Source organism: Roseovarius maritimus (assembly GCF_043355895.2).
GTDB lineage: Bacteria > Pseudomonadota > Alphaproteobacteria > Rhodobacterales > Rhodobacteraceae > Roseovarius > Roseovarius maritimus.
This window is the reverse complement of record NZ_JBHFPF020000005.1, coordinates 115,119-137,708: the sequence shown is the minus strand read 5'-3', so window position 1 is coordinate 137,708 and position 22,590 is coordinate 115,119. Positions and strand designations below refer to the sequence as shown.

At 63.8% G+C, this 22,590-nt stretch carries 20 protein-coding genes; 14 read left to right on the top strand and 6 right to left on the bottom strand.

Annotation, left to right across the window (positions count from 1 at the left end):
* Nucleotides 1–53 precede the first annotated feature (53 nt).
* A complete protein-coding gene (locus ACEWPM_RS11530; RefSeq protein WP_393962308.1) occupies nucleotides 54–386 on the top strand; it encodes an Hpt domain-containing protein in 333 nt (110 codons plus the stop codon).
* A gap of 14 nt (nucleotides 387–400) precedes the next feature.
* Here ACEWPM_RS11530 and ilvA read toward each other — a convergent pair whose 3' ends face one another.
* The gene (gene ilvA / locus ACEWPM_RS11525) at nucleotides 401–1,639 is read right to left on the bottom strand and encodes a threonine ammonia-lyase IlvA (protein WP_393962309.1); all 1,239 of its coding nucleotides are present in this window, start codon (nucleotides 1,637–1,639) and stop codon (nucleotides 401–403) included.
* 175 nt (nucleotides 1,640–1,814) lie between these two features.
* Between ilvA and ACEWPM_RS11520 the strand changes: the two genes are divergently transcribed.
* Nucleotides 1,815–3,041, top strand: coding sequence for an argininosuccinate synthase (locus tag ACEWPM_RS11520; RefSeq protein ID WP_393962310.1), 1,227 nt, complete (start codon nucleotides 1,815–1,817; stop codon nucleotides 3,039–3,041).
* A gap of 84 nt (nucleotides 3,042–3,125) precedes the next feature.
* On the opposite strand, the gene ACEWPM_RS11515 is transcribed toward ACEWPM_RS11520, so the two are convergent.
* Both ACEWPM_RS11515 and ACEWPM_RS11510 read right to left on the bottom strand, forming a co-directional pair.
* Entirely contained in the window at nucleotides 3,126–3,677 is a 552-nt protein-coding gene (locus ACEWPM_RS11515; RefSeq protein WP_393962311.1) for an ActR/PrrA/RegA family redox response regulator transcription factor, read from the bottom strand.
* 79 nt (nucleotides 3,678–3,756) lie between these two features.
* Nucleotides 3,757–4,386 (bottom strand): SCO family protein, encoded by a 630-nt coding sequence (locus ACEWPM_RS11510; RefSeq protein WP_393962312.1) that lies wholly within the window; start codon nucleotides 4,384–4,386, stop codon nucleotides 3,757–3,759.
* 52 nt (nucleotides 4,387–4,438) lie between these two features.
* Here ACEWPM_RS11510 and regB point away from each other — a divergent pair, with 52 nt between their 5' ends.
* The 11 genes from regB (at nucleotide 4,439) to ACEWPM_RS11455 (ending at nucleotide 19,698) form a co-directional block, all read left to right on the top strand.
* Nucleotides 4,439–5,869, top strand: a complete 1,431-nt coding sequence (gene regB, locus ACEWPM_RS11505) for a sensor histidine kinase RegB (RefSeq protein WP_393962313.1) — start codon at nucleotides 4,439–4,441, stop codon at nucleotides 5,867–5,869.
* Between the two features lie 108 nt (nucleotides 5,870–5,977).
* Nucleotides 5,978–7,477 carry a PAS domain-containing protein gene (locus ACEWPM_RS11500; RefSeq protein ID WP_393962314.1) on the top strand — a complete coding sequence of 500 codons (1,500 nt, stop codon included), beginning with the start codon at nucleotides 5,978–5,980 and terminating at the stop codon, nucleotides 7,475–7,477.
* 40 nt (nucleotides 7,478–7,517) lie between these two features.
* Nucleotides 7,518–7,997 carry a tRNA (adenosine(37)-N6)-threonylcarbamoyltransferase complex ATPase subunit type 1 TsaE gene (gene tsaE / locus ACEWPM_RS11495; protein WP_393962315.1) on the top strand — a complete coding sequence of 160 codons (480 nt, stop codon included), beginning with the start codon at nucleotides 7,518–7,520 and terminating at the stop codon, nucleotides 7,995–7,997.
* Nucleotides 7,990–9,000 carry an aminoglycoside phosphotransferase family protein gene (locus ACEWPM_RS11490; protein WP_393962316.1) on the top strand — a complete coding sequence of 337 codons (1,011 nt, stop codon included), beginning with the start codon at nucleotides 7,990–7,992 and terminating at the stop codon, nucleotides 8,998–9,000. The genes tsaE and ACEWPM_RS11490 overlap by 8 nt, the downstream gene beginning before the upstream one ends.
* A complete protein-coding gene (locus ACEWPM_RS11485; RefSeq protein ID WP_393962317.1) occupies nucleotides 8,976–9,668 on the top strand; it encodes a nucleotidyltransferase family protein in 693 nt (230 codons plus the stop codon). Before ACEWPM_RS11490 ends, ACEWPM_RS11485 begins: the two co-directional genes overlap by 25 nt.
* On the top strand, nucleotides 9,661–12,588 hold the full coding sequence (gene addB / locus ACEWPM_RS11480; protein ID WP_393962318.1) for a double-strand break repair protein AddB: 2,928 nt from the start codon (nucleotides 9,661–9,663) through the stop codon (nucleotides 12,586–12,588). The genes ACEWPM_RS11485 and addB overlap by 8 nt, the downstream gene beginning before the upstream one ends.
* Nucleotides 12,585–15,920, top strand: a complete 3,336-nt coding sequence (gene addA, locus ACEWPM_RS11475) for a double-strand break repair helicase AddA (RefSeq protein WP_393962319.1) — start codon at nucleotides 12,585–12,587, stop codon at nucleotides 15,918–15,920. The genes addB and addA overlap by 4 nt, the downstream gene beginning before the upstream one ends.
* A gap of 54 nt (nucleotides 15,921–15,974) precedes the next feature.
* The gene (gene trxA / locus ACEWPM_RS11470; RefSeq protein WP_393962320.1) at nucleotides 15,975–16,295 is read left to right on the top strand and encodes a thioredoxin; all 321 of its coding nucleotides are present in this window, start codon (nucleotides 15,975–15,977) and stop codon (nucleotides 16,293–16,295) included.
* A 122-nt stretch (nucleotides 16,296–16,417) separates the two neighbouring features.
* Nucleotides 16,418–16,975: an ATP-dependent protease subunit HslV gene (hslV, locus tag ACEWPM_RS11465; protein ID WP_393962321.1), complete on the top strand. Its 558-nt coding sequence runs from the start codon at nucleotides 16,418–16,420 to the stop codon at nucleotides 16,973–16,975.
* Nucleotides 16,976–17,038: 63 nt separating this feature from the next.
* Nucleotides 17,039–18,343 carry an ATP-dependent protease ATPase subunit HslU gene (gene hslU, locus ACEWPM_RS11460; RefSeq protein WP_393962322.1) on the top strand — a complete coding sequence of 435 codons (1,305 nt, stop codon included), beginning with the start codon at nucleotides 17,039–17,041 and terminating at the stop codon, nucleotides 18,341–18,343.
* A gap of 131 nt (nucleotides 18,344–18,474) precedes the next feature.
* A complete protein-coding gene (locus ACEWPM_RS11455) occupies nucleotides 18,475–19,698 on the top strand; it encodes an MFS transporter (RefSeq protein ID WP_393962323.1) in 1,224 nt (407 codons plus the stop codon).
* Here ACEWPM_RS11455 and ACEWPM_RS11450 read toward each other — a convergent pair.
* The 3 genes from ACEWPM_RS11450 to ACEWPM_RS11440 are packed head-to-tail and all read right to left on the bottom strand — an operon-like array spanning nucleotide 19,681 to nucleotide 21,955.
* Nucleotides 19,681–20,274, bottom strand: a complete 594-nt coding sequence (locus ACEWPM_RS11450) for a Smr/MutS family protein (RefSeq protein ID WP_393962324.1) — start codon at nucleotides 20,272–20,274, stop codon at nucleotides 19,681–19,683. The two genes, ACEWPM_RS11455 and ACEWPM_RS11450, sit on opposite strands and share 18 nt — an antisense overlap.
* Nucleotides 20,274–21,308 (bottom strand): murein transglycosylase A, encoded by a 1,035-nt coding sequence (gene mltA / locus ACEWPM_RS11445; RefSeq protein ID WP_393962325.1) that lies wholly within the window; start codon nucleotides 21,306–21,308, stop codon nucleotides 20,274–20,276. The genes ACEWPM_RS11450 and mltA overlap by 1 nt, the downstream gene beginning before the upstream one ends.
* Entirely contained in the window at nucleotides 21,305–21,955 is a 651-nt protein-coding gene (locus tag ACEWPM_RS11440) for a Tim44/TimA family putative adaptor protein (protein WP_393962326.1), read from the bottom strand. Before ACEWPM_RS11440 ends, mltA begins: the two co-directional genes overlap by 4 nt.
* A 111-nt stretch (nucleotides 21,956–22,066) precedes the next feature.
* Between ACEWPM_RS11440 and ACEWPM_RS11435 the strand changes: the two genes are divergently transcribed.
* Entirely contained in the window at nucleotides 22,067–22,540 is a 474-nt protein-coding gene (locus tag ACEWPM_RS11435) for an FxsA family protein (RefSeq protein ID WP_393962327.1), read from the top strand.
* The last annotated feature ends 50 nt before the right edge of the window (nucleotides 22,541–22,590 follow it).

Genomic DNA, 22,590 nt, shown 5'->3' with positions numbered 1-22,590 from the left:
TAACGGTGCCTTAACGCCTTTGGCGGAGTGTAACCCTTATCAGGAGGACATCGATGATTGATTGGGTCAGGATTGCGGAGCTGCGCAGCGAAATCGGTGCCGACGATTTTGCGGAGGTCGTGGAGCTCTTTCTGGAGGAGGTAGAGGGAGAGATCACGAAGTTGAAACCCGGCGCCGACGCGCAAACTCTCGAATCGCGCCTCCATTTTCTCAAAGGAAGCGCGCTCAATCTTGGTTTCACCGCCTTTTCAGATCTATGCCAAAAAGGCGAATCCACCGCCGCTGGCGGGCACGCTGGGGAAGTGGAACTGTCCGCGATAATCGCAAGCTACCACTCGGCAAGAGCCGAGTTTCTCCGCGGCTTGCCGGGACTGGACGCAAGATGAAAAAGATGCCGAATCTAAATCAGGAATTCAGCGAGAACACTGTCATCCGTGATGTCACGGTACGTGAACCCCGCCTCCGAAAATGCGGCCAGCAAACGATCGAAATTCTCTTCGTGGCTCGTCTCGATGCCGATCAGGACCGAGCCGAAATTGCGCGCAGATTTCTTGAGATACTCAAACCGCGCGATATCATCGTCCGGGCCCAGAAGGTTGAGAAAATCCTTGAGCGCGCCGGGTCTCTGCGGCAGGCGAAGGATAAAGTACTTCTTGACGCCGGAATGTCGCTGGGCACGCTCCTTGACCTCAGGCAGCCGCTCGAAATCGAAATTGCCACCGGAGGTAACGCAGACCACGGTCTTGCCCCGGATTCGATTGCGCATATCCTTGAGCGCATCCACCGCAAGCGCGCCCGCCGGCTCCAGCACAATACCTTCGATGTTCAGCATCTCGATCATCGTGGTACACAGCCGATCCTCGTTGACCGTCACCACTTGGCCAGGATCAAGATGGCTGAGCCTCGCGAATGTCCTGGCGCCGATCTGGGCCACCGCCGCGCCGTCGGCAAAGTTGTTGACGTGGTCCAGACGCACCGGCGCGCCCGCCATGAGCGCCGCCTGAAGGCTCGCGCCGCCCAGCGGTTCAACCAAGGTGATCTCTGCCCGGTCCGCGAGATAGCTGGTCACACCCGATGATAGCCCACCACCGCCAACCGGCATGACGATATGGTCCGGCATCCCGCCCAGATCGCGCTCGATCTCAACCATCACGGAGGCCTGCCCCTCGATCACATCCTCATCATCGAAGGGCGACAGGAAATGACCGCCCATACTGGCGCAATAGTCCTGCGCGGCGGCGAGAGTGACATCGAAGTAATCCCCGGTCAGCTCAATCCGAATATTGTCTCCACCGAAAATCCGGGTCTTGCCGATCTTTTGCTGTGGCGTCGTCACTGGCATGAATATCACGCCCTCAACCCCGAAATGGCGGCACATGAAGGCAACGCCCTGCGCGTGATTGCCGGCGCTGGCGCAGACAAAGACCGGCGCCGGGCCACCCTTCGCCAGCACCTTGCGCATCGCGTTGAACGCGCCGCGCAGCTTGTAGGACCGCACCGGCGTCAAATCCTCGCGCTTGAGCAGGATGTTGGCCTCATAGCGCTCTGACAAATGTTCATTGCGCTGCAAGGGCGTCGCGTCGAACACATCGCGCATCGCGGCTTCGGCGGCGCGGGCTTTATCTTGAAAGTCGCTCATGGTCCATGCCTGCCCCAAGCGCTCTGCACACGCAAGAGGGCACGTGCGCCGTCCGCGGATCCGAAAGCCCCGGCCAGATGCCCGGCACGTTGAAGCCGCGCCAAATCCTGCCCCGTCTTGCCCAGCGCGAAAAAACCGGATACCTCCCGGCGCGACCCTGACAAAGGAAATGCACATGTCCGCGCCCAAGAAAGTCGTGCTGGCCTATTCCGGCGGCCTCGATACCTCGATCATCCTGAAATGGCTGCAAACCGAATACGGTTGCGAGGTGGTCACCTTCACCGCCGATCTGGGCCAGGGCGAAGAGCTGGAGCCGGCGCGCGACAAGGCGATCACCCTCGGGATCAAGCCCGAGAACATCCATATCGAGGATGTGCGCGAGGAATTCGTGCGCGATTTCGTCTATCCGATGTTCCGCGCCAATGCGCTTTACGAGGGACTCTACCTGCTCGGTACCTCCATCGCCCGCCCGCTGATCTCCAAGCGCCTAGTCGAAATTGCCGCCGAAACCGGCGCCGACGCCGTGGCCCATGGCGCCACAGGCAAGGGCAATGACCAAGTACGTTTCGAACTGGCCGCCTATGCGCTCAACCCCGATATCAAGGTCATCGCGCCGTGGCGCGAATGGGATCTGACCAGCCGGACCAAACTTATCGACTTTGCCGAGAAAAACCAGATCCCCATCGCCAAGGACAAACGCGGCGAGGCGCCCTTCTCGGTCGACGCGAACCTCCTGCACACATCCTCCGAGGGCAAGGTGCTGGAAGATCCCGCCGAGATGGCGCCCGATTATGTATATCAACGCACCGTCTCGCCCGAGGATGCGCCGGACGCACCCGAATTCATCGAAATCGGCTTCGAGCACGGCGATGCTGTCTCGATCAATGGTGAGGCTCTCAGCCCCGCGACGATCCTTACCCGCCTCAATGAGCTGGGCGGCAAGCATGGCATTGGCCGGCTCGATTTCGTCGAGAACCGCTTTGTCGGAATGAAATCGCGCGGCATCTATGAAACCCCCGGCGGCACCGTTCTCTTGGAGGCGCATCGCGGGATCGAGCAGATCACGCTCGATTCCGGCGCGGGCCACCTCAAGGACAGCCTGATGCCCCGCTACGCCGAGCTGATCTATAACGGCTTCTGGTTCTCGCCCGAGCGCGAGATGCTGCAGGCCGCCATCGACAAGAGCCAGGAGCACGTGACCGGCACTGTCAGGCTCAAGCTCTACAAGGGCGCAGCCACCTGCGTGGGCCGCTGGTCGGATCACTCGCTCTATTCCGAGGCGCATGTGACCTTCGAGGATGACGCGGGCGCTTACGATCAAAAGGACGCTGCCGGCTTCATCCAGTTGAACGCGCTCCGGCTCAAGCTTTTGGCCGCGCGTAACCGGCGCCTGAAGGGCTAAGCACATCTCTGAAGGGCAGGCGCTCCCCTGCTCTTCATCTCGGTAAAAATACTCGCGAAACGCCGAGACGCGCGCGGCGAGACGTTATCTTGGCGATCGTTTGGCCAATATCCGCTGCAACGTCCTGCGGTGCATGTTGAGCCGCCGCGCGGTCTCGGAGACGTTGCGGTCACACAGCTCATAAACGCGTTGAATATGCTCCCAACGCACACGATCCGCGCTCATCGGATTTTCGGGCGGCGGAGGCATGTCATCGCCCGTCGCCATCAGCGCGTTCGTGATGTCGGTGGCGTCTGCGGGTTTCGAAAGGTAGTCGGTCGCTCCGATCTTTACCGCGGCCACGGCGGTGGCGATGGCCCCATATCCAGTCAGAACAACGACCCGGCTTTCGGGGCGGTGCTCGCGGATGACCTCCACCACGTCAAGGCCGTTGCCATCCTCGAGGCGCAGATCGCAAACGGCATAAGCCGGAGGGCGAGCTTCAGCCGCGGTCCGTCCTTCGGCAACGGAGGTGGCAACCTCGACGTCAAAGCCTCGCTTTTCCATCGCCTTTGCAAGGCGACGCACAAATGCTTCGTCGTCGTCGACCAACAGCAGCGACGAATCGCTGCCAAGGTCCAGCTGGGTCTCGGCCATCACACGCGCTCCAATTCACTAGAATGCTTGAATAGGAGTTAGGCCGCCCCGGCCCCCGCGTCAAACCGCGAAACGCCGTTCAGCTGGCCTCGACAAAGCACTGGACCTTGTCCGCCATCTCCTCGCCTGTGGTTTCGCGGCGGAAAAACTCGACAAAGCCGCGTCCCGGCAGCGTCAGGTAGGTGAAAGTCGAGTGATCGACGAGGTAGTAATCCTCTTCTCCTTCGGCAGGCTCATGCGCCTTGTAAAAGGTGCGGTAGGCTTGGCTCGCGACCTTGACCTGCTCGGGCGAGCCTGTGAGTCCCAGCATGCGGGGATGCATCGCATCGGTGAAATCTGCAACAACCTCTGGCGTATCGCGCGCAGGATCGACCGAGATGAAGATTGGCTTGACCATGATCCCGCGCTCTTCGAGGATCTCGGTCGCCTCTGCGTTGCGTGCCACGTCCAGCGGGCAGACATCGGGGCAGAAGGTATAGCCGAAGTAAATCAGCGAGGGCTGGTCCAGCACCTCTGCGCTGGTGACGGTCGCGCCGGTTTCATCGACCAGCGTGAAGTCCCCCCCGATGCTTGCGCCGCCATCGGCCACGGCCGTGCTGCGGCATTGGGCGAATTCCCCACCCCCGCTGCGACCTACCGTCAACAGGTAGATGCCCCCCAGCACAACGATCAGGGCAAGGCCGGCGGCGATGGCGAAAATGCGGGTCATGAGGGAATCCTTCCGGCTGGGCAAGTGCATGTGATTGTGCCACATCTACCCCATGCCTCTACGAACACAACAGGGCGAATTATCGCAGACCGGCGCGCAGATCGAGGTCGCTCCGCGCGGCCGGGGCGCCTGGATCCGGTTGCGCACGCTGATCCTGCTACGCTGGTGGGCGATCATCGGCCAGATATCGGCGGTGATCGTGGTCGAGCGCTACATGGGCATCGAGATCGAGACGGGTCTTTGCTATCTGGTAATCGGCGCGGCCATCGTCAGCAACCTCGTCGCCTCGTTGGTCTTTCCCGCCACCAAACGGCTCAGCGAGACGGAAAACCTCGCCGTGGTGCTCTTTGATCTGCTGCAACTGGGAGTGCTGCTTTATCTTACCGGCGGGCTGAACAATCCGTTCTCGGTTCTGATCGTCGGGCCGGTGATCGTTTCGGCCTCGTCTCTCTCGTCCCGGTCGACCCTGTTTCTGGGCATGACGGCCATTCTGATCGTCACGGCGCTGGCACGGTTTCACCTCGACCTGCGCAGCGAGGCGGGCCTTGTCATGCAGATGCCCGCCATTTTCCTGTTCGGAACATGGGTCGCCATCGTGATCGGCATCGTCTTCCTCGGCGTCTACTCACGCTGGATCGTGACCGAGATCCGCGCGATGTCGGGCGCGCTGCAAGCGACGCAAATGGCGCTGGCGCGGGAGCAGAAGCTGACCGATCTGGGCGGTGTCATCGCCGCCGCCGCGCATGAGCTGGGCACGCCTCTGGCCACGATCAAGCTGACCAGCGCCGAGTTGGCCAGTGACCTGCCGAAGGACAGCGACATGCGCGAGGATGCCCTGCTGATCGGCCAGCAGGCCGACCGGTGCCGCGACATCCTGCGCTCGATGGGCCGGGCCGGCAAGGATGACCTGCATCTGCGCCAGGCGCCCTTTACTGCCGTCGTCGAAGAAGCAGGTGAGCCGCATGCAGACCGGGGCAAAACGCTATTGTTCGATCATGCCGCGGCAGGCGGCAGTACAGGCGGCCCTCCGGTGATCCTGCGCCGGCCCGAGGTCATCCACGGGCTGCGCAATCTCATTCAGAACGCCGTCGATTTCGCCGATGCGCGCGTCTGGATCGAGACGCGCTGGTCGCCCATGCGCATCACCTTGCGCATCATGGATGACGGGCCGGGATTTCCCCCACATTTGCTGAGCCGCATCGGGGATCCCCTGATTCCGCGCCGCGCGCGTGGGCTCGGCCCCATGGGCCGACGCCCGGGATACGAGGGGATGGGCCTTGGCCTTTTCATTGCCAAGACTCTGCTGGAGCGGTCTGGCGCGGATCTCAGCTTTGCCAACGGATCGGACAGTTTTCAGGGCGATTCGGGTATGCATGAGAGAACCGGCGCCGTCGTCGAAGCCGTCTGGGCCCGCGCCGAGCTGGAGGTCGGCAAGGATCACTTGGCTGGGGGCATCGGACAGAATATGCCGATAAACGACTGATTTATCGAGCCTTCCAAGCTTCTCTTCGATTTCTTCTGATTGCTTAACCGAGCGTTAACCAGCGTCGGGGCAAATTTAGCCCCGTACTAGGACGAAAGGGACGCGCTGATGCTGTGGCTGCAACTGGGCTTGATCGCCGGGGTAATATCCTTCGGTATATTATGGCTGATCGGACGTCTAACCCCGGTGACGCACGGCCCATCCGCAATACCGTCTTCGCCCGAGGGCGAAGCCGTCTTTCTCTTTGACGGGGACGCCGTGTCGGATCATCACGCCGGGGCACTGCCGGAAGGCAATCCCGAGGCATTGACCTGGCCTCAGATCCGCGATTGGCTTTCCCCACGTTTTGATGGATTGCCGAACAGCCTGACTAATTTGTCACCCATCGACACGATCAAGTTGCGCCCGCGGGAGGCGCTTGACACGGCGCGGCTCACACTGGCGCGAAATGCTCATGGCACGCGGGTCGTACTGTGCGATCCTCCGCATGCCTGCCCGGCCGAGCGACACGAGATGCTGGTGGCCAAGGCGCGGATGGAAGACATCTCCGACGCATTCGCGCGCGCCCCGCATCCCATCTGGAAGACGGGCCTGGATGGCAAGATCATCTGGCGGAACGATGCTTCCAAAGCGGCTTTTGATCCAGCGGAATACTGCGACAAGCTGCTGGATGACAACGCCGAAAAAACGGGCATCACACGCCTGTCCTTTACACCAGAAGGTGCATCACGCGCCCGCTGGTACGAGGTCAGCCGAGCCAAGCACCAATGGGGCGCACTGCATCACGCGACCGACATCACAAAAGTCGTGAATGCCGAGCGGATGCAAAAGGATTTCGTCCAGACCCTGACCAAGACTTTTGCCTATCTCACGATCGGCCTCGCCGTGTTCGATCGCAATCGCAAGCTCGCGCTTTTCAACCCGGCTCTTGTCGATCTCACCTCTCTTGGCGTCGACTTTCTAAGCGGCCAGCCGGACCTTATGGCGTTTTTCGACAAGTTGAGGGACCGGCGCGTCATGCCCGAGCCGCGCAGTTATGCGTCCTGGCGCACTCAGATCGGCGAAGTGATCGGCGCAGCCGAAGGTGGCCTTTATCAAGAGACGTGGTCACTGCCCAACGACGTCACCTATCGCGTCACCGGCAGGCCACACCCCGATGGGGCTGTCGCGTTCCTCTTCGAGGATATCTCCGCCGAGGTGATGCTGAACCGGCGCTTTCGCTCGCAACTGGATCTGCGCCAAGCGGCGCTGGACAGCTTGCCGGAGGCGGTCATCGTCATCGGCCCGAACGGGGTCCTTGCATTCTGTAACTCCTCGGCCATCGACCTGCTGGGCGTCGACCCGGACACCTGTTTTGCCGACATGTGCATCTCTGATCTAATGCACGCCTGCGCCCAGGCCATGCCCGCGCCCTCGGTATGGACAGAGGTGGAAGAGCAGTTGCGCATGCGCCAGCAAAAGAGCGCACTGCGCAAGGCCGCCGAGATTGCGCCGGGCCACAGCCTGACGTACCGGGTCGAGCTTCTGCCCGGTGGCGCGCGGATGCTGATCCTGCGCAGCCGCGCCGAGTCTGCCGCCAAACCCCCTGCCCGGCTCGCCGCTGGCTGATCGCTGTTGCAGGCGGCGGCCGCGCGTGTAGTGTCGGGCCATGCACAGCCGCACCACCTGCACCCTACCCTCTGACGGTCCGGACCGAACCTGCGAGATCGCATGTCGGCTCGGCGCTCGTTTGACGCCCGGCGATACCGTCTTGCTCAGCGGCGAGATCGGCGCAGGCAAGACGCATTTCGCACGCTGCCTCATCCAGTCGCTGCTGACGGCGCCCGAGGACGTGCCCTCACCCACCTACACGCTGGTGCAGACCTACATTGGCAAGCCCGGCGAAATCTGGCACGCCGATCTCTATCGGCTGAGCGATCCGAACGATGTGTTCGAGCTGGGCCTGACCGAAGCATTCGAGAGCGCAATCTGCCTGATCGAATGGCCTGACCGGCTGGGCGATCTGGTGCCGCGCACGGCGCTGGGGCTGGACATCACGTCCGGGGATGCGCCCAATGATCGCGTCCTTACGTTTTCCGGCGATGGCGCCGCATGGGCCAATCGGCTGGGGGAGATTGCAAATGACTGACCGCACCGCGCTTGCCGTCCGTTTTCTCGGCGGGACGGACTGGGCCGGCGCAGACCTCTCGCCCCTCGCCGGGGATGCGTCAAACCGGCGCTACATGCGCGCGACACGCGGCGAGGGCACTGCTGTCCTGATGGATGCACCCGCCGAGCGCGGCGAGGATGTGCGCCCCTTCATTGCGATCGCCCGGTACCTGTCGGACATGGGCCTGAGCGCGCCGCGCATCTTGGCGCAGGATGTCCAGCACGGCTTCCTACTGCTTGAGGATCTGGGCGACGATCTTTTTGCGCGGGTGATTCCTCGCGCCCCCGAATGCGAGACTGCTCTCTATGAAGCGGCCACGGATGTGCTGGTCCACCTTCATGCGCAGGCATTGCCGCCCGACCTGCTACCATATGATCCGCCCTTGATGGCCAGCATGGCAATGCTCGCCTTCGATTGGTATGCGAATGATCCAGACAGCATCAGGCGCGCCGCAGCCCATGCCGCTGTTCTGTCCGCCCTCGCCACCGATGCCAGCGATGACTCGGTGCTGATCCAACGCGATTACCATGCCGAAAACCTGCTCTGGCTGCCGGATCGCAAAGGTCCTGCGCGCGTCGGATTGCTGGATTTTCAGGACGCAATGCGAGGGCATCCGGCCTATGATCTTGTCTCGCTCCTGCAAGATGCCCGCCGCGACGTGCCTGCCGAGATCGAACAGGACATGATCGCGCGCTATGTCGAACGGACAGGAGTGGATGCCGGGCAGTTCGATGCGGCCTATCACGTGCTGGGCGCACAGCGGAACCTGCGGATCATTGGCGTCTTTGCCAGGCTTTGCCTGCGCGACGGCAAGGGACACTACATTGACCTCATCCCGCGCGTCTGGGCCCTGCTGGAGCGCGACCTGGCCCATCCGGCGCTGGCGCAACTGGCCCCGTTGATCATCGCCGCCCTCCCCGCCCCGACACCCGAATTCCTCAAGGATCTGAAGCACCGATGCGCCACACTCCCGACGCCCTGATGCTGTTCGCCGCCGGGTTTGGCACGCGTATGGGCAGCCTGACTCGAGACCGCCCCAAGCCCCTGATCGAGGTCGCGGGGCGACCCCTTCTGGATCATGCGCTGGAGGTTGCCAAGGCGGCGCGCGTCGGGCGCATTGTGGTCAACACGCATTACATGGCCGAGCAGATCGCCGCACATCTGGCGGGGCGCGATATCGTCATTTCGTATGAGGCGGGCGAGATCCTTGACACCGGCGGCGGGCTCCGCGCGGCGATGCCGCTGCTGGACGGCTCGCCAGTCTATACGATGAACACCGATGCTGTCTGGCGCGGCCCGAACCCTCTGGCACAACTGGCGCAGGCATGGGACGAAGGCAGGATGGACGCGCTGCTGCTCTGCCTGCCCCCTGCCCAGGCCATCGGCCACGCGGGCAGCGGCGATTTCACGCTAAACGATCAGGGCCGCGCCACGCGGGGGCCGGGCCTGATCTACTCGGGCGCGCAGATTATTCGCACGGATGTTCTGGATGACATGCCTGAGGGTGCATTTTCGCTAAATACGGTGTGGGACAGGATGATGGCCGAGGGCCGGCTCTACGGCTCCGTCTACAGCGGCAAATGGTGCGACGTCGGGCATCCGGGCGGCATTGCTCTGGCCGAGGATATGCTGGCGATGCCCGATGTTTGAACGTGAGGACACCGCGCGCGTCTTTGGCCTGCCGCCCGGCGTCGATTTCCCCGACCAGCTGATCGCAGGGATACTGAACCGCCTCGACGGCGAACCGCCCGAGGCGCTGGGCCACGTTCACCTGATCGTCAATACAAGGCGGATGGCCCGGCGTATTCAGGCGTTGCTTGCGGTGGGTCCTGCGCGGTTGATGCCCCGCATCTCGCTGGTGGCGGAACTGGGGCGCGACTGGACGATGACCGATATCGCCCCGCCTGCCCCGCCGCTGCGTCGGCGGCTGGAGCTGATTCAGCTGATCTCCTCCTTGCTTGACGCGCAGCCGGATCTGGCTCCGCGCACGGCGCTTTACGATCTGGCCAACAGCCTTGCGGGTTTGATGGACGAGATGGAGGGCGAAGGCGTCTCGCCCGACGTGATCGACCGGCTCGATGTCAGCGACCAGTCGGGACATTGGGAGCGTATTCGCGCCTTCCTGAACATTGTGCGCCATTTCACCGAAGGTCGCGGCGCACCGGGGGCCGAGGCGCGGCAGCGGCGGGTTATCGAGCGGATGATCGCGCGGTGGGAGGATGCGCCGCCGCAGCATCCGGTGCTGCTTGCCGGGTCGACCGGATCGCGCGGCACGACCCAGATGTTGATGCAGGCCGTGGCGCGCCTGCCGCAGGGGGCCGTGATCCTTCCGGGATACGACTTCGACACGCCCGAGCATGTCTGGGCCTCGATGAGCGACGCGATGTTGAGCGAGGATCACCCGCAATACCGCTTTCAGGCTCTGCGCAACGCACTTGGGCTGGACGATGTGCCACGCTGGACCCTGGCGCAGCCCGCCAGCCCGGCACGCGCCAAGCTGGTATCGCTTGCGCTGCGCCCCGCGCCGATCACCGATCAATGGCTGGACGAGGGGCCAAGACTGGACGGGATCGCCAAGGCGATGGACAGTGTCACCCTGATCGAGGCGCCATCGCACCGGATCGAGGCGCTGACCATCGCGATGCGCCTGCGCGAGGCCGCCGAGACGGGGCAGACGGCAGCGCTGATCACGCCGGATCGGGGATTGACACGGCGGGTTGCCGCCGCGCTGGACCGCTGGGGGATCATCCCCGATGACAGCGCGGGCATCCCCTTGCACTTGTCGCCGCCGGGGCGGTTTCTGCGCCATGTCGCTGAACTGTCGCAGCGCCCGCTGACCGCCGAGGCGCTGCTGACGCTGCTCAAGCATCCACTGACTCATACAGGCGGCCAGCGCGGCACGCATTTGCGCCTCACCCGTGAGCTGGAGCTGCACCTGCGCCGCAACGGACCTCCCTTCCCCACTGCCGCAAGCGTCGCGGACTGGGCGGCAAAGCACTCCGAGCCGTTGGCAGCGGATTGGGCCAGTTGGATAGGGCAGTGGCTGACCGGGCAGGACGCGCCGGATGCTATGCCGCTGGGCGCCCGTGTCACGGCGCATCTCACCGCGGCCGAGGCTATCGCCGATGGCTCTGCCCCAGAGAGCACCAGCGAGCTATGGCAAAAGGATGCGGGCAAGACCGCGCGCGATGTCTGCGACCTGCTGGCCGCCGAGGCGGAGCATGGCGGCGAGATGACCGCCACCGATTACGCCGCACTTTTCGCCGCGCTGTTGAGGGGCGAACAGGTGCGCAGCGCCGAGGCGCCCCATTCAGGCATCCTGATCTGGGGCACGCTGGAGGCCCGCGTTCAGGGCGCGGATATGCTGATCCTTGCCGGCCTCAACGAGGGAAGCTGGCCCGAAGCGCAGACGCCCGACCCGTGGCTGAACCGCGCGCTGAGGCACCGCGCGGGGCTGCTTTTGCCCGAAAGGCGCATCGGTCTGGCCGCACATGATTTTCAGCAGGCCGTTCTAGCAAGCGAGGTCTGGCTGACGCGCAGCACCCGCTCGGACGAGAGCGAGACGGTCGTGTCGCGCTGGCTGAACCGCATCCAGAACCTTATGTCGGGCCTGCCGGAACAGGGTGGAGCGGCCGCGCTGGGCGCAATGCGCCAGCGCGGTCAGAAATGGCTGAACCGCGCCGCGCAACTGGAAGCGACCCAGCGCATGGATCCTGCCCCGCGCCCCGCCCCTTGCCCGCCGTTGGAGGCGAGACCAAACCGCCTGTCAGTAACTGAAATCAAGCGGCTGATCCGCGATCCCTACGCGATCTACGCCAAGCATGTGCTTGGCCTGCGCCCGCTTGATCCGCTGATGCGCGCGCCCGATGCGCTCTTGCGCGGGATCGTGCTTCACGCGGTGCTGGAGCGCTTCATAAGGGACAGTGTCGACGCGCCCGAACGGCTAACGCGCAAGGTGCTGATGGATCTCGCGCAGGATGTACTCAGCCGCGAAGTACCATGGGCCGAGGCGCGCACGCTTTGGCTCGCGCGGCTCGAGCGTGTGGCCGACTGGTTCATCGAGACCGAAGAGGCGCGCCGCGCCCTCGCCATGCCCACCGCCTTCGAGGCGAAAGGTCAGGCAGAGATGGCCGATCTGGGCTTTACCCTTGTCGCCGAGGCCGACCGGATCGACATTGACGAGCGTGGCTGCCTGCATATCTACGACTACAAGACCGGCAAGCCGCCCGGCCCCAAGGAGCAGACGCAATTCGACAAGCAATTGCTGCTGGAGGCCGCCATCGCCCAGCGCGCAGGGTTCGGCGATCTGGCCCCCTGCCAAGTGGCGCGCGCCGTCTATATCGGCCTCGGCGCGATCCCGGCCGAGACGCCGGCGCCGCTGGAAGACGAGCCTCCCGAGAAGGTCTGGGAGGGACTGCATGATCTGATCGCGGCCTATCGGAACATCCGCAAGGGATATGTCGCGCGCCGCGCCATGCGCAAACAGGACGATGCAGGCGATTACGACCAGCTGGCGCGCTTTGGCGAGTGGGACATCACCGACGATCCGACCCCGCAGGAGATGACATGACCCAGCGTGACGACGCCACATTGCGTCAGATCGCGGCGGCGCAGCCGGGCAATTCGACCTGGCTCAGCGCGAATGCCGGATCGGGCAAGACGCGCGTTCTGACCGACCGGGTGGCGCGATTGCTGCTGAACGGGGTCGATCCGCAGCATATCCTGTGCCTGACCTATACCAAGGCCGCGGCCAGCGAGATGCAGAACCGCCTTTTTGCGCGTCTGGGTCAGTGGGCCATGCTGGATTCTGCCAGCCTGGGCACCGCGCTGCGCGATCTTGGGGCCGAAGGGCCGATGGGCGACACCGCCCTTCGCGATGCGCGCCGCCTGTTCGCCCGTGCGATCGAGGCACCGGGAGGCCTCAAGATCCAGACGATCCATTCCTTCTGCGCCTCGCTCCTGCGCCGCTTTCCGCTGGAGGCCGGGGTGAGCCCTCAATTCGTCGAGATGGAGGAACGCACGGCCAAGCTTCTGCGCGCCGAGATCGTCGAGGAAATCGCCGCCGGCCCCCACGCCGCCAAGCTTGACGCGCTGGCCCGTTATCACACGGGCGAGACGCTGGACGAGTTGACGCGTGAGATTGCCAGCCGCGCACCGATGTTCGAAGCGCCCTGGACCGAGGCGGGCCTTGCCAATGCCATGGGCCTGCGCCCGGACGTCACCGCGCGCAGTATCGAGGATGAGGTGTTTCTAGGCAGTGAGACGGCTCTGTTGAGCCGTTTAGTGACGGCTTTGCAGGTAGGCAGCAAGACCGACGCCGCTGTTGCGGCCAAGCTGGGGCGGATATCGGAGCTGGGATATGACGCGCTGCCTATTCTTGAGGATGCGTTTCTGACCAAGTCGGGCAAGGCGCCCTTTACCGTCTCCAGCCGGATGCCCACCAAGGCCACGCGCGAGGAGCTGGGCGACAGCATGGACCTGATCGACGCCTGGATGCACCGGGTGGAGGCGGCCCGGTCAAAGCGCATCGCGCTGGAGGCGACGCGCCTCGCGGTGACGCTGCAGAACTTTGCGCAGGTCTTCCTGCCCGCCTATGCGAAGGCCAAACAGCTGCGCGGCTGGCTGGATTTCGATGATCTGATCCTGCGCGCGCGGGCATTGCTGACACGCTCGGACGTGGCGGCCTGGGTGCTTTTTCGGCTGGATGGGGGCATCGACCACATTCTGGTGGACGAGGCGCAGGATACCAGCCCCGTGCAATGGCAGGTGATCGACCGGCTGGCGCAGGAATTCACCGCCGGCGAAGGCGCGCGGCAGGAAGTGGAGCGGACGATCTTTGTCGTGGGCGACAAGAAGCAGTCGATCTACTCGTTCCAAGGTGCCGATCCGCGCGAGTTCGACCGGATGCAGCGCGAATGGTCGGACCGCCTCGCCGCCGCCGGAACGCCCTTGCACAGCCAGCGGCTCGAACATTCCTTTCGCTCGTCCAGCGCGATTCTGGACGCGGTGGATGCGACGTTCCGAAACTTGCAGGACTCGGGTTTTTCCACGGATCAGAGTCACATTTCCTTTTGGCCAGACATGCCCGGTCGCGTCGATCTGTGGCCCGTCAACCCGGCAGCCGAACCAACCGATCCGCCGCCGTGGCATACGCCCGTCGACATCAAGGCCGAGGATGATCCAAGCGTCATTCTGGCCCGGCAGATTGCGGACACCATCGCGCGCATGATCGCCGAGCAGCAGCCGATTCCGGGCGGCGACGGCACGCGCGCCGTGCAGGCGGGCGATTTCCTGATCCTCGTGCAGTCCCGCAGCGACATCTTTCACGAGATCATCAGCGCCTGCAAAACGCGCGGCCTGCCCATCGCGGGGGCCGACCGGATGAAGGTCGCCGCCGAGCTGGCGGTCAAGGATCTGGCGGCGATCCTGTCATTCCTGTCGACCCCCGAGGATGATTTGTCGCTGGCCGTCGCGCTACGCTCGCCCCTTCTGGGCTGGGACGAGGCGGAGCTTTACGGGCTGGCGCAGGGGCGCGGGCGCAAATACCTTTGGGAAGTGCTGCGCGACAGGGCAGAAAATTTTCCCGACACGATGACCGTTCTGAATGACCTTCGCGATCACGCCGACTTCCTGCGCCCCTATGATCTGATCGAGCGCATCCTGACCCGTCATGATGGCCGCCGCCGGATGCTTGCCCGGCTGGGTCCCGAGGCCGAGGACGGCATTGATGCACTTCTTTCTCAGGCGCTGGCCTATGAGCAGAAGGCGGTGGATAGCCTCACAGGCTTTCTCGTCTGGCTCGAGACCGACGATCTGGAGATCAAGCGCCAGATGGACGCGGCCGGGGACCTGATCCGCGTGATGACCGTGCATGGCGCCAAGGGCCTCGAGGCGCCCATCGTCATCCTGCCCGAGACGGGTAAGCGCAAGAATGACGTGCGTGCCCAGTTACTTGACGTCGGGGGGGCGCCCGTGTGGCGAGCCAAATCGGGCGTGATGCCCGATGCCCAAAGCACAGTTCTTGACCGGATCAAGGGCGCCCAGGCGGCCGAGCGGGATCGCCTGCTCTACGTCGCCATGACGCGCGCGGAAAAATGGCTGATCGTCGCCTCCGCCAAGGAGCCAGGCGACAAGGGAGATAGCTGGTATGAGAAAATCCGGGACGGCCTGACGCATCTGGGGGCCGCTCCATACCGCATCCACGGGGGCGACGGCCTGAGGCTGGAGCGTGGCGACTGGACTGGCACGGTGCAGGCCGGAGCGCCCGACGACGTGCGCCAGCCTGCGCCCCTACCCGCCCATTTCAACACCCATGCCCCCGCCATTCCGGATGCAGACGCGCCGCGCAGCCCGTCGGATCTGGGCGGGGCCAAGGCACTGCCGGGTGACGCCGGTCAGGACGAGGATGCAGCAAAGCTGCGCGGCACGCAGATCCATGCCCTGCTGGAGTTTCTGCCCGACCAGCCCGAGCCCGAATGGCCCAGTATCGCGGCGCGGATCCTGCCCACGGCGCCGAATGTGCGCGACCTGCTGGACGAAGCCGCGCGCTGCATCACCTCAGCCGAACTTGCGCAGCTCTGGGCCCCTTACGCGCTGCCGGAGGTGGGCATCACCGCCGATCTGCCCGGCCGTGGCCGCCTGCAAGGGGTGATCGACCGGCTGATCCTGACGGAAGGCGCGGCCCTGATCGTCGATTTCAAGACGAATGCCACCGTGCCCGACACGCCCGAGACCTGCCCCGACGGCCTTTTGCGACAGATGGGCGCCTATGCGACAATGGCCGCGCTGATCTATCCCGACCGCCGGATCGATACGGCCATCCTCTGGACGCGGACGGCCACGCTCATGCGCCTGCCGCACGATCTTGTGACATCTGCGCTGGCGCGGGCTGCGGCAACTTGACCTTGCGCCCCTTGCTCCATAGGTAATCAGGGAACCCAAGCGCAGGAGAGACCCATGGCAACCGTAGCCGTCACCGATGATACTTTCGACGCCGAAGTAAAGAATTCCGATATCCCCGTCGTGGTGGATTTCTGGGCCGAATGGTGCGGCCCGTGCAAGCAGATCGGCCCCGCCCTGGAAGAACTATCGAGCGAGATGGAAGGCAAGATCAAGGTCGTGAAGGTCGATGTCGATAGCAATCCGAATTCCGCCGTGGCGATGGGCGTGCGCGGCATCCCCGCGCTTTTCATCTTCAAGGATGGCGAAGTCGTCTCGAACCGTTCGGGCGCAGCCCCCAAGGCCGCCCTGCAAAGCTGGATCGAAGACTCGATCTGATGCAACCCTAGCACCTTGATATCAAAGGGCGCCCCGGTGGCGCCCTTTTTGCTGCGCACCGCAAAACTTGCGATCTGCCCGCGCGGCTTCCATATAGGCGCAAATGCGACAGGAGGACGATAATGGCCAGCGAGCAATTTCCCGGATGGCACGGCACCACCATCATCGGCGTGCGCAAGGGCGGTGAGGTGGTGATTGCCGGAGACGGGCAGGTCAGCCTTGGCCAGACTGTGATCAAGGGCAGCGCTCGCAAGGTGCGCCGGCTCAGCCCCGGTGGCTTTGACGTGGTCGCGGGCTTTGCCGGATCGACCGCCGATGCGTTCACTCTGTTGGAGCGGCTGGAGAGCAAGCTGGAGGCGACGCCCGGCCAGCTCCAGCGCGCCAGCGTCGAGCTGGCCAAGGACTGGCGCACCGATAAGTATCTGCAAAAACTGGAGGCGATGCTGATCGTGACAGATGGCAAGGATCTCTATGTCATCACGGGCGCCGGTGACGTGCTGGAGCCCGAGCATGACGTGGCGGCCATCGGATCGGGCGGAAATTTCGCACTCGCCGCCGCGCGCGGCATGATCGAGTCGGACCGCAATGCCGAAGAGATCGCGCGCGCCGCTATGGCCATCGCCGCCGATATCTGCGTCTACACCAACGGCAACCTGACCGTTGAGTCGATTGGCGGCTGACCGCGGCCGCTTGTCTTTACGCCGCTCGTGATTACGTCCCCCGAGACTGCAAAAGGAAACCGCATGACCGACCTGACCCCCCGCGAAATCGTAAGCGAGCTTGACCGCTTCATCATCGGGCAGAAGGACGCCAAGCGGGCGGTTGCCGTTGCGCTGCGCAACCGCTGGCGGCGCAAGCAGCTGGGCCCCGATCTGCGCGAAGAGGTCTATCCCAAGAATATTCTGATGATCGGCCCCACCGGTGTCGGTAAGACCGAGATCAGCCGACGCCTGGCCAAACTGGCCCGCGCGCCCTTCATCAAGGTCGAGGCGACCAAGTTCACCGAGGTCGGCTATGTCGGCCGCGACGTCGAGCAAATCATCCGTGACCTTGTCGACAGCGCGATCACCATGATCCGCGACAAGATGCGCGAGGATGTCACCAGCGCCGCGCGGACTGCCGCCGAAGAGCGCGTGATTACCGCCATTGCAGGCGAGGATGCCCGGGATGGCACGCGCGAGATGTTCCGCAAGAAGCTGAAATCCGGCGAGCTGGACGATACCGTGATCGAACTGGACGTCGCCGATAATTCCAGCCCCATGGGCATGATGGATATTCCCGGCCAGCCCGGCGGCGGGCAGATGATGAATCTCGGCGATATCTTCGGCAAGGCATTCGGCGGGCGCACCACCAAGCGCAGGGTGACCGTGGCGGACAGTTACGATATCCTAATCGGCGAAGAGGCCGACAAGCTGCTGGATGACGAGACGGTCAACCGCGCCGCGCTTGAGGCGGTCGAGCAGAACGGCATCGTCTTCCTCGACGAGATCGACAAGGTTTGCGCCCGCACCGACGCGCGCGGGGGCGAGGTCAGCCGCGAGGGCGTGCAGCGCGATCTGCTGCCGCTGATCGAGGGCACCACCGTCAGCACCAAATACGGCGCGGTCAAGACTGACCATATTCTTTTCATCGCGTCCGGCGCGTTCCACATCGCCAAGCCGTCGGACCTTTTGCCCGAACTCCAGGGTCGCCTGCCCATCCGGGTCGAGCTGCGCGCGCTGACCGAGGCCGATTTCGTTCGCATCCTGACCGAGACGGATAATGCGCTTACCCGCCAATACACCGCCCTCATGGGCACCGAGGAAGTTACCGTCGACTTCACGCAAGATGGCATCGAGGCCCTGGCGCGCATTGCCGCCGAGGTAAATTCATCAGTCGAGAATATCGGCGCGCGCCGACTTTACACGGTGATGGAGCGCGTCTTCGAAGAGCTGAGCTTTGATGCGCCCGACCGCGCCGGCGACAGCGTGACCGTCGACGCGGCCTTCGTTGACAAGAACCTGGGCGAGCTGGCCAAATCCACCGATCTCAGCCGCTACGTGCTCTAGCGCCGCACCCGGTTTTTTCTTGGGGTCAAATACCCAGATTCCGACGGTGCAGGGCGCAATGACAGTCCTTCATTGTGCCCTGCAGCCGTTTCACGCTTTCCTTCTGAGCGCTTTCGCGCCACCTAAGGCGGATGCAAACGCTCATCTTCCTGCGTGATAACGCCCGCTGGCTCGCTGCCGGGGTGCTGCTGACCTTCCTCAGCAGCTTCGGTCAGACATTCTTCATCTCGATCTTTGCCGGGGAAATCCGTGCGGCTTTCGGGTTGAGCCACGGGGAATGGGGCGGAATTTATTCGCTTGGCACGACGGTTTCTGCCGTTCTGATGGTCTGGGCGGGCGGGCTGACGGATGTGTTTCGCGTGCGCGTCATCGGGGCGGTCATTTTTGGCGGGCTGGCGCTCGCTTGCGCCGCAATGGCGCTCAACCCGGTCTGGTGGCTCTTGCCTGTCATCATCTTTGCGCTGCGCTTTACCGGGCAGGGGATGAGCAGCCATATCGCCGTGGTCGCAATGGCCCGCTGGTTCATCGCAGCGCGAGGCCGGGCGCTCTCGGTGGCCAAGCTGGGCTTTTCGCTGGGCGAGGCGGTGCTGCCGGTGACCTTCGTCGCGTTGATGCTGGTGATGGACTGGCACTTCCTTTGGCTCATCGCCGCGGGCATCGCGGTGATGGGCGCGCCCATTCTGCTTCTTTTGCTGCGACAAGAGCGGACACCGCAAAGCCATGCCGAAAGCGGGCAGAGCCTCGGGATGGAGGCGCGGCACTGGACCCGCAATCAGACGTTCCAGCACTGGCTGTTCTGGTTCATGATCCCCGCGCTGCTGGGCCCTTCGGCCTTCAACACCGCCTTTTTCTTTCACCAGGTCCACATCGCCGAGATCAAGGCGATGTCCCATGTCGAGCTGGTGGCGATGTTTCCCTTCTACACCGCCGTCAGTATCGGCGCGATGATCCTCAGCGGCTGGGCGCTGGACCGGGTCGGCACGCCGCGCCTGATCCCCTGGATGCAGGTGCCGATGGTCGCGGCCTTCGCCCTGTTTGCCATGGCAGAGGGTAGCTGGGGCATGCTGGCGGGCTTTTTCTTTCTGGGCTTGAACACCGGGTTCAACAACACGCTACCTTCGGCCTTCTGGGCGGAGTTCTACGGCACGCGGCACATCGGGTCGATCAAGGCGATGGCGGCGGCCGTCATGGTGCTGGGCTCGGCCATCGGGCCGGGTGTGTCGGGTGTGGGCATCGACCTTGGGCTAGGGATTGAGGCGCAGTTCTGGTGGATCGCTTTCTTCTTTGTCATCTCGACCTTGCTGATGATGATCGGCGTTGGCCGGGCCAAGGGACTGCTACCGGGGCCTGCGTAAATAGACGTAATAGGCACCGCCGCCGCCATGACGGTTATGCGCGTTCGTCACCTGAAGCACCAGGCCGGCCAGCGGCGGCACGCTCAGCCAATGAGGCACATTGTGACGCAACACGCCGTGGCGGACGGGGATCGGGCCGTCTTCATCGCTGCGCCGCCCCTTGCCGGTGATGACGAGAACAAGGCGCTTGCCCTGACCATGCGCACGCAAGATGAAGCCGCGCAGCGCGCCATGCGCCCGGTCTGCCGTCATGCCATGCAGGTCGATGCGCGCCTCAGGTGCCAGCTTGCCGCGCTTTAGCCTCCCATAGGCCTTATGATCCATCGCCACGGGCTGTGATTTCAGCCGGTCCGCAAGTGCGGGCAGGACGTCATGCGCGTGCCCGCTACGGGCGGATTTTTGACCCAGTTTGAAGTGCTGGACAGGGGCGGGGGCAGGCCGCTCCGGCTCAGGCTTGGGCGCGGCTGCCTTGGGCGGCGCCTTTGGCCGGGGCTGCGCGGGATGCAGCGCCTCGGCAGTGCGCGCCACCTGCCGCCACAGGTCCAGCTCGTCAGGTTTCAGACGCCGGCGGGACATCAGATGGCATCCGGTGCCAGCGCATAGGCGCGCTGGATCGGCATGAGGACCAGCATCCGGCCCGGATCGCGGAGCTGTCCCGCCGCGCGGCCTGCCGCGTCGCCCGTCCCCATGAAAATATCAGCGCGCTGCGCCCCCTTGATGGCCGAGCCGGTGTCCTGTGCGATCATCAGGCGGCGCACCGGATCGGCACCGTCCTTTTCGATCCAGACAGGTGCCCCCAACGGCACGAATTTGGGGTCAATCGCCACGGATCGGCCTGTTGTGATCGACCGGTTCATCGCACCCCGAGGCCCGAGCTCGGGGCGCAGATCATCAATTCGTCGGAAAAAGACGTAGGATGGGTTGTGCAGCAGCAGCTCGGCCCCGTCCTCGGGATTGCGGCGCACCCAATTCTTGATCACCTCGGCTGAGACCTGATGGACCTCATAGATTCCGCGCCGCACCATCTCGGCCCCGATCGAGCGATAATCATGCCCGTTCGAGCCGCCATAGCCTACGCGGATCATGCGCCCGTCTGTCAGTTTGATCCGACCAGAGCCTTGAATTTGCAGGAAGAACAGCTCGACCGGGTCATCGACCCAAGCAATTTCGAGCCCCCGGTTCTGCATCGTTTCGCCGGTTTCGATCTCGCGGCGGCTGAGCCAGATGCTGGCGGCGCGCGACTCGGGTGGCTGGCGGTAGATCGGGTAGCGAAACCGCTCGCTTCGCCGAAGGGAGCCGCTCAGTTCAGGCTCGAAATACCCCGTGAACAGGGCAGGGCGTCCTTCGGTGATCAGGACGGGGCGAAAAAACAGCTCAAAAAAATCCCGTGCGCCGGGACCATTTTGCGCCAATGCGCACAGCGCGCGCCAGTCGACATCCGTCATGTCGGCGCAGGTATCATTGAAAACGCGAAGGGCGGCAGCGTGATCGTCACGCTCCCACCCATCCAGATCTTCAAAGCTGAGAATATCGTAGCGTACCTCGGCCTGCGCTGCGGTGCCGCCAAGGGCCATCGCAAGCGCAGCTGCGACGAGCGCCGCCTTGATCATTCGCCCGTCGCGACGAGCCGCCAGTTGGGATCGTCGACGCCCATCATGCGCTCGAATGTCCAGACGTCCTTCTGACGCTTGGATTTACCCGGCTCGCCCTCGATGACCTTACCCTCGGCATCCTTCACGACCGACACAAGCTCGCCGACGAATTTGACGGTGATGTCAGCAACGCCATCTTCAAAACTGGCACTGGAAAGCGACATGTCGCGAATGCCGATGAATTCGGCCTCTATCGTCAGGACCTTCTCCTCGCGGATGGCGACCACCTCGGCAAAGGAATCGTAGACATCCTCGGACAGGAAGTCGCGCACCTCCTCCATTTCGCCGCGCTCGAAGGCCATCAGGATCATTTCATAGGCGCCGCGCGCGCCGCCGAGGAAATCGGCCACACCAAAGGACGGCTCGGCGCGTTTCATCTCGGCAAGGGCGGCTGCGGTCTCGCTGTCTTCGGGCACATGGTCGATGATATCGCGGTCAGGCCCGCCCTCGATCACCTCCAAATTATGCGTGCGCTGCGTCGAAACAGGGCGCGCCTCGGGCGACGGCTCGTGACCGTCGCGCGTGCCCAGAACGCTTTTCAGCCTCAGGATCAGGAAAACAGCGATGCCCGCAAGCACCAAAAGCTGCAGAATGGGCGAGTTCATGAGCACCTCATCAGGGCAATACGTTGAAATTCGTTTACTTGCGTTCTTATGTAGGGGTCGAGGCGGGCCAAGTCCACCTTGGCGCGCAGCAAACCCGAAGGACATTCTGCCATGTGGCTACTCTTTGCGTTCATGATCGTTCCGATCGTTGAAATTGCCCTCTTCATCCAGGTAGGGGGACTGATCGGGTTGTGGCCGACGCTGGCCATCGTCGTGCTGACCGCGATCTTGGGAACCTGGCTGGTGAGAACGCAAGGCGCGCTGGCCTTGAGCGAGCTTCGCGGATCCTTCTCGCGGCAGACCGATCCGACCGAGCCGCTGGCTCATGGGGCGATGATCCTGATCGCGGGTGTCTTGCTGCTGACGCCCGGATTTTTCACCGACGCGGTCGGGTTTGCCCTGTTGACGCCGCCCTTCCGGCGCGCTGCATTCGAATACCTGCGCAAGCGGGTCAAGGTTCAGACCTTCTCGACCGGGCCGCAACCTGGGCCGCGGACACAGGGGCCGAGTACGATCGAGGGCGAATATGTCGAGGTCGATCCGGACAGCGCGCCACGCGGCCCATCCGGCTGGACCAGGGATTGAGCCGCTGACCCCGACCTGCTAGACCATTTTTCCGAACAGATATTCAGGAG